13 protein-coding genes are annotated in these 14047 nt (G+C 42.5%); 3 read left to right on the top strand and 10 right to left on the bottom strand.

The annotated features are described in order from the left end of the window. Window positions 1–153 precede the first annotated feature (153 nt). From DXA60_RS14000 to DXA60_RS13990, 3 genes are read right to left on the bottom strand one after another with little or no spacing between them, the layout of a single operon-like run. Window positions 154–600, bottom strand: a complete 447-nt coding sequence (locus DXA60_RS14000) for a stage V sporulation protein AB (RefSeq protein ID WP_117921991.1) — start codon at window positions 598–600, stop codon at window positions 154–156. After that, on the bottom strand, window positions 590–1243 hold the full coding sequence (locus tag DXA60_RS13995; RefSeq protein ID WP_117921990.1) for a stage V sporulation protein AA: 654 nt from the start codon (window positions 1241–1243) through the stop codon (window positions 590–592). Before DXA60_RS13995 ends, DXA60_RS14000 begins: the two co-directional genes overlap by 11 nt. Then, on the bottom strand, window positions 1234–1401 hold the full coding sequence (locus tag DXA60_RS13990) for a membrane-spanning protein (RefSeq protein WP_117921989.1): 168 nt from the start codon (window positions 1399–1401) through the stop codon (window positions 1234–1236). Before DXA60_RS13990 ends, DXA60_RS13995 begins: the two co-directional genes overlap by 10 nt. A 716-nt stretch (window positions 1402–2117) precedes the next feature. Between DXA60_RS13990 and DXA60_RS13985 the strand changes: the two genes are divergently transcribed. From DXA60_RS13985 to DXA60_RS13975, 3 genes are all read left to right on the top strand, one after another. After that, window positions 2118–2891, top strand: a complete 774-nt coding sequence (locus DXA60_RS13985; protein WP_117921988.1) for a threonine/serine ThrE exporter family protein — start codon at window positions 2118–2120, stop codon at window positions 2889–2891. Between the two features lie 5 nt (window positions 2892–2896). Continuing rightward, window positions 2897–3346 (top strand): threonine/serine exporter family protein, encoded by a 450-nt coding sequence (locus DXA60_RS13980; RefSeq protein ID WP_117921993.1) that lies wholly within the window; start codon window positions 2897–2899, stop codon window positions 3344–3346. A 188-nt stretch (window positions 3347–3534) separates the two neighbouring features. Beyond that, on the top strand, window positions 3535–5178 hold the full coding sequence (locus tag DXA60_RS13975) for a sensor domain-containing diguanylate cyclase (RefSeq protein ID WP_243006898.1): 1644 nt from the start codon (window positions 3535–3537) through the stop codon (window positions 5176–5178). A gap of 41 nt (window positions 5179–5219) precedes the next feature. Here the strand turns inward: DXA60_RS13975 and DXA60_RS13970 are convergent, their stop codons facing one another. From DXA60_RS13970 to DXA60_RS13935, 7 genes are all read right to left on the bottom strand, one after another. Then, window positions 5220–7124 (bottom strand): ABC-F family ATP-binding cassette domain-containing protein, encoded by a 1905-nt coding sequence (locus tag DXA60_RS13970; RefSeq protein WP_117921986.1) that lies wholly within the window; start codon window positions 7122–7124, stop codon window positions 5220–5222. Window positions 7125–7173: 49 nt separating this feature from the next. Next, complete coding sequence (locus DXA60_RS13965) at window positions 7174–8652, bottom strand: DUF1846 domain-containing protein (protein WP_117921985.1); 1479 nt, start codon at window positions 8650–8652, stop codon at window positions 7174–7176. Between the two features lie 222 nt (window positions 8653–8874). Beyond that, window positions 8875–10704, bottom strand: a complete 1830-nt coding sequence (locus tag DXA60_RS19285) for an InlB B-repeat-containing protein (protein ID WP_243006897.1) — start codon at window positions 10702–10704, stop codon at window positions 8875–8877. Between the two features lie 20 nt (window positions 10705–10724). After that, a complete protein-coding gene (locus DXA60_RS13950) occupies window positions 10725–11246 on the bottom strand; it encodes a LemA family protein (protein ID WP_015521477.1) in 522 nt (173 codons plus the stop codon). Window positions 11247–11258: 12 nt separating this feature from the next. Further along, window positions 11259–11870: an isomerase gene (locus DXA60_RS13945; RefSeq protein ID WP_243006896.1), complete on the bottom strand. Its 612-nt coding sequence runs from the start codon at window positions 11868–11870 to the stop codon at window positions 11259–11261. 179 nt (window positions 11871–12049) lie between these two features. Beyond that, window positions 12050–13309, bottom strand: a complete 1260-nt coding sequence (locus DXA60_RS13940; RefSeq protein WP_117921983.1) for a sensor histidine kinase — start codon at window positions 13307–13309, stop codon at window positions 12050–12052. After that, on the bottom strand, window positions 13306–14043 hold the full coding sequence (locus DXA60_RS13935; protein ID WP_055195497.1) for a LytR/AlgR family response regulator transcription factor: 738 nt from the start codon (window positions 14041–14043) through the stop codon (window positions 13306–13308). The genes DXA60_RS13940 and DXA60_RS13935 overlap by 4 nt, the downstream gene beginning before the upstream one ends. Window positions 14044–14047: the final 4 nt, after the last annotated feature.

Here is a 14047-nt window from a genome sequence, read left to right as displayed (position 1 = left end):
CAACGGAACAAAACGAGTCCCGGCTTGATGCAATTTGCCAATCGTAACCCCCCAGGACCACCCTACACAAGAAAACTCATGTCACCCACAAAACAGCATTTGTCGATCATCCCATAAAAATAGCTCACACCTTATTCTAATCTGAAATCCATCTTACGTCAAACCTTCCCCGATCTTCCTTACAAAGTAATAAAGTGCCCCACAGGTCTTGCCGGCTGCCATTGCCCACATGATCCACCGCAGTCCGACTTTCAGCTTTGCCCGGCGGAACAGGATTGGGAATGTGTTCAGAATCTCAGCTAAGGCAACTGCGATACAGCCAACAAATATTCCCGCAGACAGTCCGTACAATCCAAGAAAAATATGTCCAAACACCTGACCAAACGCCAGATGCATCTGCAAAAATACAGAAACAATATTTCCAAGTATCCCACCAAGGATGATCGCCTGTTCAAAGCAGAGCGTTCCTGCTGCACGGTTACACTTTCCGATCATACGCGGCACCACACCGATGACGATCACAAAAGCAAATGTTCCTGCTGCAACTGCACCGCCAAATGCAAGTCCTAAAAAGCCGAGCAGAATATGTTTAAGAAACATCTATGCTGTGCCCTCCTCTTCCTGCATTTTCAATAAATGTGGTATCCACGTCTTTCTCATATTTACGCATTTCGATCTGAATTGGTGTCGGATCAGGCGTGATCTTCTTCCTGCCCACATGATTAAAAAATAAAATAATGCCAAGTCCGAGCCCGATGCAGTAACAAACTTCTAACTCTGTCACACCGCCTGCTTTTGTTCCCATCACCTGACCATATAATTTATCAAATACGTCCGTTACAGAAATGTCATTATTAAATGCCATGATCGTAAATGCCGAACCAAAAAAAATGATAATACAAAGTAGCACTGTTTTGACCGCATTTATCACCTTTGGCTTTTTCGGATCCGGTACGTATTCTATGATAAAATCACTTTCACCCTCGTTGGAGATTGTCAATGACGGATAATCCTCATGAATCTGCTCAATGATCTTTAACACCGAAAAAACCTGCATCTGATTTTTCTGTTTTTTTTCATCTTTCCGGTCTGTAAAACTATATATTTTTTTCTGCTTCAGCTGACGAAGGACTGCCTCGTTCGTGCACTCCATTTTTGCAATGTCGTTTAACACAACATGCCGGTCAAAAACGATCGTGTTCTGCTCGATCTTTAAATAAAGTGTCTCGTTATTTACGCCCATGTTTCATCCACATCCCCGTCGTTCAAACTGTCATATACCAATATGCCATCTGTCGGTATCTCATTTTCTTTCCTGTATTTCGTGTAAAAACATACTCCGACCACCAGCGCCATGACAATCACTCCGAGTAATACAGCTCTGTATTTTTTACAATTCATCATAATCCTCCATTTTTCCTGTAAAATTTTTCATACTCTGCGTTCTTTGTGCAAATCTGATATTTCACCGACTATGCGAATTATTATTTCTCTTTTTTGGGATATTATGTATGGACATGAGTCGCCCGTCCAAATGGTGTGTCGTAGGCTTGTGAGTGGCGTCTTGCGCAAAATCGGGGGCGTAAATTGCCAGACCAAATAACACAGAATATTTTTTCAAATATGTATGGCAATAAACACGGGCATAACGGGATACATTGCGGTTTTGCCAGTATTATCAAACCAATAATAATCTATTAAACATAGTTATTTGGAAATATTTTTTTATCAGATTCAGACACAAAACACTAAAAATTTACGCACCCCTAAGGTTATAAAATGAGTTCCACGTCAAAGGGTGGTTCACAACTTAGTGGCTGGCAAATCGCATCAATCCGGGACTCGTTTTGTGACTTTGGGAGAAAATTAGACAATCTTAATATGCCTGTTCATAATACAGTGTTGTGCTGCCACGGATGGCAGCACAAGTCTTAATGCCCCTGGATGGGACGTTTAAGACGCACACGTCACTCCGAGAACTGAATATATAATTTTTTCACGCGACAGATTGCTTTTTACAAAAAAACATGTTATTTTTTCATGAGTGTTATTAAGAAAAAACCTGTTTTAACAGCTATCATTATCAGACCTATCATATAGTAGAAAGGAACTGCAACATGGCAGTCACAAAGGAAATTTTATCTTTAGCGGTAGAGACCGGCGATGCACTTCTTAGAAATGGTGCGGAAGTGTACCGTGTGGAAGATACCGTAATGCATATCTTAGAAGCATATGAAATCGAAGAATATGATGTCTATGTACTTTCAAATGGAATTTTTGCAAGTGCAAATGAAAATAAAGATGACGCGTGCAGTATGATCCGGCACATTCCGCTCGGTCAGACGCATCTTGGACGTATTGCAGCCTTAAACCAACTTTCCAGAGAGATCTGCTCTCATGAATGCTCCTTAAAAGATGCCTGGACGCGTCTGGATGAATGCAAAGCGATTCCTACCTGTAAGAAATGGACAGAAGTATTTTTCTGCGGGCTTGGAAGCGGTGCTTTTGCCTACCTGTTTGGCGGAACTCCGTTAGACGGCGTGATCGCATTTATCGCCGGTGCGCTTTTGAATCTGATATTAAAAAAATTTGCACAGCGGAAAACCTCAAAATTTATCACCAACATTTTCGGCAGTGCTTTTGTGACACTCGTCAGTCTGATTACATTTTCAGTCGGACTGCCTGTTTTATATGACAAAATCATTATCGGTGCAATCATGCCCTTAGTACCTGGAATTGCGCTGACGACCTCGATCCGGGATTTCTTCAACGGTGATTATCTCTCCGGTGCGATCCACATGATTGACGCTGTTCTTACGGCATTTTGTATTGCGGCAGGCGTCGGAACTGTCATGACGATCTACAATCTTGCAATAGGAGGTATTTTATGACAACCATGTTTATCCAGTTTATTGTCAGTATGATCGCAACACTTTCTTTTGCAGTACTGTTTTGTGCGCCAAAACCAGAGCTTATTTTCTGCGGACTTACCGGTGCGATCGGATGGATCGTATATCTGATCTGCCTGCAGTTTGATACCGGTACTGTCATTGCAAATATGGTCGCAACACTTGCTCTCACAGTCTTTTCAAGAACTGTCGCTGCCATTCGGAAAAATCCGGTAACTATTTATCTGATCGCTGGTATTTTCCCTCTTGTACCTGGAGCGGGAATTTATTATACTTCCTATTACTTTATCATGAACCAGATGAAAGATTTCTCCCGCTATGGCATGGAAACGATCAAGGTTGCCGGTGCGATCGTACTGGGTATCATTTTCGGATTCTCCCTGCCGCAGACATGGTTTAATGCATTGAAACACCGGACAAAAAGCAGACACACCTGACAACGCAGGAAGGTTCCGCTTACATCCCACACACTATGGATCAAAGCATTTGCAATTGTTTCCCGGAATACCTCTATGGTCTTATCATACACATCTAATATCAATATCTTTTCAGGTGTTGTGGACAACAGTTGACGTAAACAACAGTTTCGCTATAAAATAGATAACAGATGGGGGGAGCTGCAAACATGAAATTAAAACATAGTATTTTAGGGTTACTTTTACTTTTTACCCTGATACCGCTTGGTATCTTCGGAATATTTTCCATTTATGAAACGAACCGCAAGATTGATGAGCTGACGGAGCAGAATGTGCGGGCGATCAGCGAAAATCAGGTGATGAATATCAAAAACTTTACGCAGGACCGCAATAACGAGATGGACATGATCGCGAGTTATCAGCTGACGCAGAACGCGATCCTTTACAGTCTAAGGGAAAATGAAAGCCCTCTGGCACAAAACTATGTAGACAATCTGCTGAAGGAACGCAAAAAATACAGTATCTTTGTAGCGAGCATCTCTGTGGTAAACCGGAATTTTCATGTGGTCAGTTCAAGTGAAGAGTACGAACCGGGCACTGTCAGTGCAATGAAAGATGTCGATCCTAAATATCAGACCGGCGAATTTATTATCGGTGACGTGTATGAGCGTATAACAGATGACGGCAGGAAAAATGTCGTGCCCGCCTATACCGGCGTCTATTATAATAATGAACTGATCGGCTATGTGATGGAGGAGCTGGATACGGCATATTTTGACGACCTGCGGCTGAATATGGACACGCTTGCAGATGGAACTTTCTATCTTCTCGACGGCAATGGGGCGATCATCACGGCAGGTGACACAAAAAACAAGAGAAGCTTAAAGACATTTGTCTCTAAAAGTTCCGACCGCAATGATTTTCAGAAAAAATGGGATGCGATCGACCATGAGAAAAATCCGTCCGGTTATGTGCGCTACCGCTATCACAGACAGGATTATATTACATATTATTCCGATGTGGAAAATACCTGCTGGGGCATCCGTGTGACTGAAAATCTGAGTGCACAGAAGCAGACTGGAAGAACCTATGGCATGCTGATCACGCTCGGTCTTTCTGCACTCATCATCGGCGTGTGCTGTACACAGTATTTTATGACAAAGAAAATTTTCGCACCGATTACCCATATTCTGCAGGTATTTGCGCAAATCAGGGAAAGTGAGGATTATTCCCTGCGCGTTCACATTCAGGAAAAACATGAGACAGGTGAACTGGCTGCGGGTATCAACGAGCTGTTAGACTATGTGGAACAGGCAGACCGGAAAGAAAAAGAGCGTCAGCAGAAACTTTTACAGATGGCAGAGAACGACCCTCTGACCGGTATCAAAAATAAAAAAGCGATTGAAAAAGAGATGCTTTCGATGGTGCAAAGGGCGGTTGAAAGCCATGAACAGATCACATTCGGCTTTGTCGATATCGATGATTTCAGGGATTATAATACCAATTACGGTCATCAGGAGGGCGATGCTGTCATCCAGTTCGTAGCGCAGACACTTAAAGAAAACATACACGGTGCAGTCGGCAGGATCGGAGGGGACGAGTTTGCATTTTGCTATGCCGGTGAGTTAGAACCGGAACGCATCCGGCATAATGCCGGCAAAATTCTTGAGATTCTGCGCACGCAGCATGTAAACGAACAGACCGGCGAGGTGCTGCCGGTGCCGTGCAGTATCGGCATTGTCATGTCCCAGGGCGATACACTTGACTATACACAGCTAATCCGCAAGGCAGATCTGGCAATGTATCAGGCAAAAGAGAACGGCAAGAATACATTTGTCCTGAACGTGGACTGACAGGCAGGCTTTCCAGTGTACTGTATCAATGATTCAGTACACTAGCTCTGCTGCCCTGCGATCTTTGCCGCCAGCTCTTCTAAATACTCCCACCTGTCCATCTTTTCTTCTAACATTTTCTCTGCGTTTTCTTTCTCCTCAACCAGCTCCCGCAGCTTTGCTGCATTGGTGGCATTCGCTGCCATCTCGTTATCTAAATCTTCTAACTTTAGTTCGAGTGCTGCAATATCATCCTCGATCGTCTCGTATTCTTTCTGCTCTTTATAGCTGAATTTCAGTTTCTTTTCGTGCTTCCAGGTTGCAGTCGAATCGGCTTTCACGGTTCCATTTTCTCCCGATTCCTGATTTTTTGAATTTCCCGGTGTACTACCTGCTGCACCTGCAGACTGATTCAGTCCGGTTTCTCCCGGTGTCCTGCCCTCTTCTGCAAGACGGTTTACATAATCTGTATAGCCGCCTTCATATTGTTTCAGTTTTCCGTCTCCCTCAAAGGCAAAGATACGTTTCATTGTCCGGTCGAGGAAATAACGGTCATGCGATACCGTAACAACGATGCCTTCATAACGGTCCAGATAGTCCTCTAAAATCGTCAGCGTAGCTATATCAAGGTTGTTTGTAGGCTCATCCAGCAATATAAAGTTCGGGGATGTTGCCAATACCCGGAGCAGATTTAATCTTTTCTTTTCCCCGCCTGACAGTTTTCCAATCGGACTGTACTGTTTTTCCGGTGGAAATAGGAAACGCTCCAATAAAACGGTTGCGGATATCACTCCGTCCACAGTCTGGATATATTCTGCCGTATCTTTTACATAATCGATCACTCTCTGATCCGGGTTCATATATGACAGATCAATTTCATTTTCATCCTCATTTTTTTCTGAGGCTATTTCCTGCGCATAATATCCCATTTTCACAGTCTGTCCGATAATGACCTGTCCGGAGTCCTGCGGAATAATACCTGCAATAATTTTCATCAGAGTAGACTTGCCACAACCGTTTGGTCCGATAAATCCAACTCTGTCTCCCTTCAAAAAGATATAAGAAAAATCCTCGATCAGTTTTCTGTCTCCATAAGCCTTACAGATATTTTCCAGCTCCACGGTCGTTTTTCCCATTCTTGTAGAAATAGAACTTAATTCCATCTGTGAATCCTGCGCCGGATTTTCACGATCTCTCAGCTCTTCATAACGCTGGATGCGTGCTTTCTGTTTCGTAGAACGTGCCCTTGCTCCCCTTTGTATCCATTCCAGTTCCACACGCAGGATCGACTGACGTTTTCGTTCACTGGCTGTTTCCATTTCCTGACGCTGGGTTTTTAGTTCCAGATACCCGGAGTAATTCGCCTGATAACTGTAAATTTTTCCTTTATCAATCTCCACGATCCGGTTACACACACTGTCTAAGAAATACCTGTCATGTGTTACCATGATAAGCGCACCTCTCCATTTTTTCAGATAATCCTCCAGCCAGTCTGCCATATCATTATCTAAATGGTTCGTAGGCTCATCTAACAAAAGAATATCTGCCGGGGAAAGAAGTACCGATATCAATGCCAGACGCTTTCTTTGTCCACCGGATAATTGTCCCGCAGGCTGCATGAAATCTTTAATTCCAAGCCGGGTCATCATTGCCTTGGCATCACTTTCAACAGACCAGCGGTTTTCATCTGTCACATTTCCTTCCAGTACACATTCCAGACTGCTTTTTTCCGGATCAAATTCCGGATGCTGCGGCAGATAACGTATGACCACATGGTTAGCCGTCGTAACGGTTCCTTCGTCTGTCTCCTCTTCCCCCATGATCATCCGCAGAAGTGTTGTCTTTCCGGTTCCATTGATACCAATGATACCTACCTTCTCCCCATCCTGCAGCGAAAATGACGCGCCATCAAATAACTTTCTTTCGGTATAGACCTTTGTCAGATTCTCTATATTAATCAGATTCATGTATTTCCTCTTTCACTTTATTCTATGGCTCATGATACATCAAATAAATTTAGTACAGCTTCAATCCACTGCGTACCGGTTCACTTGTCAGATCCACACCCAGTTTTTTGAAGATTTTAATATCCACCTCGGAAAGCATAACCGACGTATGCACCTGACAGCCACGGAGTGCAGGGATCTGCTCAATGGCGCATTTTGCATTTTCATTGGAAACCGCCGCGAGAGATAACGCAATCAAAACCTCGTCTGTGTGAAGTCTTGGATTCTTTCCTCCTAAGAAACGTACTTTTAAATCCTGGATTGGCTCAATTGCCTCCGGGCGGATCAGCTTCTCGTCATGTTCAATTCCAGCTAAATATTTTAAAGCATTTAAAAGCAATGCCGCTGATGCTCCAAGGAAATCAGACGTTTTTGATGTAATAATTGTTCCATCAGAAAGTTCGATTGCTGCGGTCGGAACACCTGATTCCTCCGCACGCTTCTTTGCGGCAACGGTAACTTTTCTGTCGTCTGTTGTAATCTTCGCCTGTTTCATTAGAAGCTCGATCTTGTAAACTTCATTTTCGGTCGCTTCTTCTCTTACCAGCTTATTCACTGCGGTGTAATAACGTCTGATAATTTCCATTTTAGATGCCACGCAGCAGGCTTCATCATCGATGATGCAGTTTCCTGCCATATTTACTCCCATATCAGTCGGCGATTTGTAATAGGTATTTTCACCGTAAATTCCCTCAAAAATGGCATTTAAAACAGGGAATATTTCTATATCACGATTATAATTTACCGTTGTCTTTCCATATGCTTCCAGATGGAACGGGTCAATCATATTCACATCATTTAAGTCTGCTGTTGCAGCCTCATATGCAAGGTTGACCGGGTGCTTCAACGGAAGATTCCAGATTGGGAATGTCTCGAACTTCGCATAGCCCGCCTTTGTTCCGCGGATATTTTCATGATAAAGCTGTGAAAGACAGGTTGCCATTTTTCCGCTTCCAGGCCCCGGCGCAGTAATAACCACAAGCGGTCTTGTCGTCTCAATATAATCATTTTTTCCAAAACCATTCTCGCTGACGATCAGTGGAATATTCGACGGATACCCCTCGATCTTATAATGCTGATATACTTTGATTCCACGTTTTTCGAGTTTTTCCCGAAACTGCACTGCACCATTTTGTCCGGCAAACTGTGTGATGACCACACTTCCAACATAGAGTCCTTTTTTCTCAAACTCTCCGATCAGACGGACAACGTCCACATCATAAGTAATGCCAAGGTCTCCACGCACCTTGTTTTTCTCAATATCCGCCGCACTGATTACAATTACGATTTCTGCAACATCCGAAAGCTGCATCAGCATCTGAAGTTTACTGTCCGGTGCAAATCCCGGCAATACTCTCGACGCATGGTAATCATCAAATAATTTTCCACCAAATTCCAGATACAGCTTATCACCGAACTGGCTGATGCGTTCTTTGATATGCTCCGACTGAATTTTTAAATATTTGTCATTATCAAATCCTATTCTCATCTTAATCCCCATTCTTGCGTGTGAAAAATCTTATTTTTCACACGCACTATCCTCTTATGTTTTATTTCTCTCTCAGACACGGAATATATTATACTATATAATCCAGTCAAAATACACGTTTTCTTTTTCCTTTGTTCATTATAAAAAGCTGCCTAATGATATTATCACTATCATTGGCAGCTTTTCTCCTACACATTCATTTTCACTTTATACCTGTCTCTCTTATTTGACCACAACTTTTATTTTTTGTGCACATCCGTTTGTTGCATATACATATATAGAACAGGATCCTTTTCCTTTCGCGGTGATCTTACCATTTTTAGATACCACTGCCACTTTACTGTCTGATGTAGCATATCGGAATTCCGATATATGATTAATGATCGGACGTTTCTTATTCTTCTTGACAATCGAAGCTTTTACGACAGCTTTTTTCCCTTTTGCCAATACATAAGAAGTCTTTTTCAGTTTAATGCTTTTTGCATCTGTTACTGATTTATTCTTCTTTCCTGCTGCATGTATCGTGATCGATTTCGCAACTGTTACTTTTTTGCCATCAACCATCTTATATGCAAGAACATGACATTTTATATTTTTTTTCTGATTGATTCCTTTCTTTTTCAATTTGCTGATCTCAACAGATAAACTATCCGCTGCCTTTACGGACTTTACAACCTTTTCCTTATCTTTTCCGCAGTATGCCATATAAACATCATAACCATCTGCATCTTTAACTTTTCCCCAAGTTACCTTGACCGTCTTTCCTGCTTTCACATTAAATTTCGAATTTAATGCTGCGTCTTTTGCCTCTGTCCTTTTTACTTTTACCGGTTTACTTTCCGTATTCTTTTTATCTGCTGCCTCAGCTTCTCTTTTTCTTGTTTCACTTACATATTTGCAGACACTACAGGTATATCTTTCCACACCTGCTGTTCCATAAACATGAGCTGCTTCATCCTTTTTTTCTGTGGTGTGTTCACACGTGGCAGCATGCCAATGGGACGTATCATTGCTGCTCCACTCATCCTTGAATGTGTGCCTGTGTTCTACCCACTTTGCATAAAGAGTCGTGTCGGCAGTAAGTGCCTGTCCAGGCCGCGCAATCGTCGTAAAATCTGCATCTGTATACCAGCCGGCAAACTCATATCCATCTTTCGTCGCAGCCGGCAGCGGATCAGGCAGGCTCGTCTGCTTTTCTTCTGCTATCTGACTGCCACCGTTTGTATTATAGGTAATCTTGTATTTAATGTTTTTATCTGCAGCCTCAGCTTCTTTTTTTCTTGTTTCACTTACATATTTGCAGACACTACAGGTATATCCTTCCACACCTGCTGTTCCATAAACATGAGCTGCTTCATCCTTTTTTTCTGTGGTGTGTTCACACGTGGCAGCATGCCAATGGGACGTATCATTGCTGCTCCACTCATCCCTAAATGTGTGCCTGTGTTCTACCCATTTTGCATAAAGAGTCGTATCGGCAGTAAGTGCCTGTCCCGGCCGCGCAATCGTCGTAAAATCTGCATCTGTATACCAGCCGACAAAATCATATCCATCTTTCGTCGCAGCTGGCAGCGGATCTGGCAGGTTCGTCTGATTTCCCTCTGCTATCTGACTGCCACCGTTTGTATTGTAGATAATCTTATATTTAATGTTAGCATTTTCTACGATCGTATATGGCGTATTTTTTAACAATGGGCCGGAGCTGTCAAGATTAAAATACCAGTTAAACTCGCTATACCCCACCTTATCCGGATGATCCTTATGGGCTTCCGTAGCCACCACCTCAGAGCGTTTCATGTCTCCAGTACCGTAATCCGTGCCCGTCGTAATCCATATCATATTGCACTTTTTACAAACCACAATCTGTCTGTCTACCGTTAACTGAACCCCCCTGTAAACCACATCTCCAGCTTTCAATTCGGCAGGATCAATCGTTCCCGTTGTATATTGTGCTGCATGTACCTGTGTCGTTCCCATTGCAGCAAGCATCAAAAATGCCATCATCATTGATACAACTACATTTATGTACCTGCTTCTGTGTAACTTATTCATCCTTTGCATCTCCTTTTCTGCTAATTTTCTACCAGATAATCCCGTTTTTCAAATCCGAGCATATGTGCAAGTACACTGGTTGGGAAAATGTGAAGCTCTCTGTTTAATTTTGTCACCGAATCATTATAAATCAGTCGGCTGGTCTGCACCATTTTTTCATAACACTCTACCGCGTCCATACATTTGATGTATTCATTTTCATCAGTCGAACCCGGATATTCTTCTAAAACCGTCTGTGTCCGGAAAAGCACCTCGTTTATCACACCTTCCTGGCGCAAAACCTCCTCCGGTGTGGAAGTTTCCATAATGATACACCGTTTTTCATTTACTTCATCTGTAAGTGTCTGTGCCTCGTATCCTGCATATTTTTTTGTAAAATCAAGCAGGGAAAGTAACGCATCAAACCGTGACGAAAGCTGCACTCCGATCTGATTCATGGAATGATTGATATTTTCATCCATGATCGCTAATTTTTTCCGTACAGAAACAATCCATATGGCAAGCAAAATCACAAGCAAACAAACAATTACAGAGATTTCCATTCAAATACTCCTTTACTGTACAAAATATACTGCATTGTATCCGGAAGTATCGGACAATGCTACCATTGTCAGTCCGTCAAAATCTGCAAACACGCAGGCGTATACCAGATCTGTGCCGTTATTGTCAAATGTTAAACGCACACCTTCATCCTCATAATGATATTCACAGACACCGTCTAACGTTCCACCTCCCTGTACCATCTGTACAGTGGAACCATCATCGCTAAACACGATCTCCAATTTTCCGCCATACTGCTCTAATGCAGCATCATAATCGTCCTGTGTCATTTGCACACCGCCAATGTTACCCCCACAGAAACTCCAGGTTGTTCCTGCTAAGTCCGGCATCTCTAAAATCGGCACATCAAGCAGGCAGAATAAGTCTTCGGTAGAATCTGTTTCCACATCTTCGCTTTGTGCATCTGCTGCCTCTGTGTCCACAACAATATCTGCTGCATCGTTCTCTGCCGCATCGGTCTCCACATCAGTGCCAGTATCTGCCACATCTACATCTGCCTCTGCGTTTGTCACTGTGCCATCAGCAGTCTCCTCGGTATTCCCGCAGGCGGTAAAAGAGAATGCCAGCATTGAACTCAACATAATTGCTAAAATTTTTCTTTTCATAATTTTTCTCTCCTTTGTCATTTGTTTTTCATTTCTCTCTGTTGACATTAATGTACCGTATTTTGTGCTGCAGTGGATTAACTTGTTCTGAATCGACTATAATGTGCACTCAATCGACATTTTTTATTTTTCATATGTAGTTTTGTTGTCTCTTTTAAAGTGCAGCATAAAGCTGCACCTTATAAAGAAACGCGTAAAATAAATTTATTATCTTCTACCAGAAAGCTGTACATACCACCATACCGGTCAACAATTGCACAAATACTGCGTACGCCGATTCCATGCCCCGGCCGGTCGGTAACCGGAACACCGTTTTCAAATGCTACTTCTTTTCTGCATGGATTCGTGACCTGAAAAAAGAACCTCCCGTTCTTCTCATACGCTAAAATATCTATCGTTCCCTTCTGCTCCTGTGCTGTACACGCATGGAGTGCATTTTCTAACGCATTTGATAAAAGCACACACAAATCTGTCTCCGAAACCGGAAGAATATATGGCACCACCGCTTTTATGTTCATTGTGGCACCAGCACTTTCCGCCCTTCCTGCAAAAGAGGAAAAAATAAGATTGACCGTCTCATTCTCACAGTAATTTTTTACCCTGCCTGCCTCAATCTGCGCACATACTTCATGAATGTAGCCTTCTGCCTGTTCAATTTTTCCATTCTCGATACATGATAACAGATGCTGCATATGATGTCTTAAATCATGCCGGTAGGTACTGGCATCTTTCTGCGACTCCCTCAAAGCCTCAATCTCGCGGACCGCCTGGGAAATCTGGAGATTCAGACAGCTCTGCATCTGCTCAAGTTCATTTTTCTTCCGCTCCTCCTCTGAAGTACGAAGCACAAACACCAGATAAGCAATACAGCAGACGAACGGCATAAATTCCACTGCCGCCGGTATACCTTCTGAAAGTAAATCCGTATAAACTCTCGTCAGGTAATCAAAGCCGTATCCCAATGCCGGAATCAACCCGAACTGAAGCTGTATTGACACGGGATAATTTGATATTGCCCGCACCGAGGGTGCCACAAAGCGCAGTAAAAGAAATAATAACGGCAGTGTAACAATCAGTTCCGTCACATTTTGCACCGTTTCACTGTTCACAAACACAGCCATTATAAAAAGTGCCACCCACCTGCGAAGCTGACAGCAGAGATAAGCAGTCAGCACGGAAATCACTGTCCACAGACGTTTTTTCGTTAAAATGTAAAGGGCAATACACATCGGGACATGTGTGATCACAGGATAAAGATAACGGATCGTCGCTGCCCCGGCCAACAGATACATCACGCCCTGTATGGCAAGCAGCACAAAAATACTTCCAACAAGAAATTCCCGTTTTTCTTTCGTCCAGTGAATATCACAAAAAGCCCCGGACAAAACCATGCCGAATATCCCGACTGCTGCACCATTTGTTACATAAAGAAGATTCATGATAAAAATACCTGCTTTCTGTTAAACGCATACTCGAGATATTTATTCTTTATCTCCGAGCATTTCCCATGCGGGATTGGTATTTCTGCAAGACTTATCAGTTTAATTGCACGGTAAGAAATATTCTGTATATAATCCATATTTACCAGAAATGACCGATGTGGCCGTAAAAAATTGCCATAAGGCTTTAACTGCAAAAATAAATCGTCTAAACTGCCGACACTCTCAAATACTTTTCCATTTCCGAGATGAAAAAAGAGCGTCCGTCCTATCACTTCACAATATTCTAACTTTTCAAGGTCAATTCTTGTAATTCCTTCTTTGCTCCGCAGAATCAGACTGTTTTCCTGTGTCTTTGTGCACTCTGCAAGCACGGAATCCATCAGCCGGAAAAAGCTTTCCTCCCAGACTGGCTTTAACTGATAAAAATATGCCCCGACCGTATAAGACTGTACTGCAAACTCCGGAGATGAGGTAAGAAAAATAATTTTCATATTATTATCATACTGTCTGATTTCTTTTGCAGTCTCAATTCCGTTTTCCCCCGGCATTAAAATGTCCAAAAATAAAATATCGAAAGAAAACCCTTTCTCAATCGCGGCCAGTAACTCTAAGGGACTCTGAAATACCGTATAGGTAAGGTCTTCGTCTCTTTCTTTTTTATATTTGTCCAATAAGATACCAAGTTCTTTTAATATTTCTAAATCATCATCACAAAATGCTATTTTTAGCATAAAC

Source organism: Roseburia sp. OF03-24 (assembly GCF_003463035.1).
Classification (GTDB): Bacteria; Bacillota; Clostridia; order Lachnospirales; family Lachnospiraceae; genus Roseburia; species Roseburia rectibacter.
This window is presented reverse-complemented; position numbering and strand designations above follow the sequence as displayed.

Bases quoted from the DNA above. Each gene is read 5' to 3' on its own strand.
- DXA60_RS13950 (WP_015521477.1), bottom strand. From the start codon at position 11,246: ATGGAAATCTCTGTAATTGTTTGTTTGCTTGTGATTTTGCTTGCCATA.
- DXA60_RS14000 (WP_117921991.1), bottom strand. From the start codon at position 600: ATGTTTCTTAAACATATTCTGCTCGGCTTTTTAGGACTTGCATTTGGC.
- DXA60_RS13935 (WP_055195497.1), bottom strand. From the start codon at position 14,043: ATGCTAAAAATAGCATTTTGTGATGATGATTTAGAAATATTAAAAGAA.
- DXA60_RS13985 (WP_117921988.1), top strand. From the start codon at position 2,118: ATGGCAGTCACAAAGGAAATTTTATCTTTAGCGGTAGAGACCGGCGAT.
- DXA60_RS13990 (WP_117921989.1), bottom strand. From the start codon at position 1,401: ATGAATTGTAAAAAATACAGAGCTGTATTACTCGGAGTGATTGTCATG.
- DXA60_RS13995 (WP_117921990.1), bottom strand. From the start codon at position 1,243: ATGGGCGTAAATAACGAGACACTTTATTTAAAGATCGAGCAGAACACG.
- DXA60_RS13975 (WP_243006898.1), top strand. From the start codon at position 3,535: ATGAAATTAAAACATAGTATTTTAGGGTTACTTTTACTTTTTACCCTG.
- DXA60_RS13970 (WP_117921986.1), bottom strand. From the start codon at position 7,124: ATGAATCTGATTAATATAGAGAATCTGACAAAGGTCTATACCGAAAGA.
- DXA60_RS19285 (WP_243006897.1), bottom strand. From the start codon at position 10,704: ATGAATAAGTTACACAGAAGCAGGTACATAAATGTAGTTGTATCAATG.
- DXA60_RS13980 (WP_117921993.1), top strand. From the start codon at position 2,897: ATGTTTATCCAGTTTATTGTCAGTATGATCGCAACACTTTCTTTTGCA.
- DXA60_RS13940 (WP_117921983.1), bottom strand. From the start codon at position 13,309: ATGAATCTTCTTTATGTAACAAATGGTGCAGCAGTCGGGATATTCGGC.
- DXA60_RS13965 (WP_117921985.1), bottom strand. From the start codon at position 8,652: ATGAGAATAGGATTTGATAATGACAAATATTTAAAAATTCAGTCGGAG.
- DXA60_RS13945 (WP_243006896.1), bottom strand. From the start codon at position 11,870: ATGAAAAGAAAAATTTTAGCAATTATGTTGAGTTCAATGCTGGCATTC.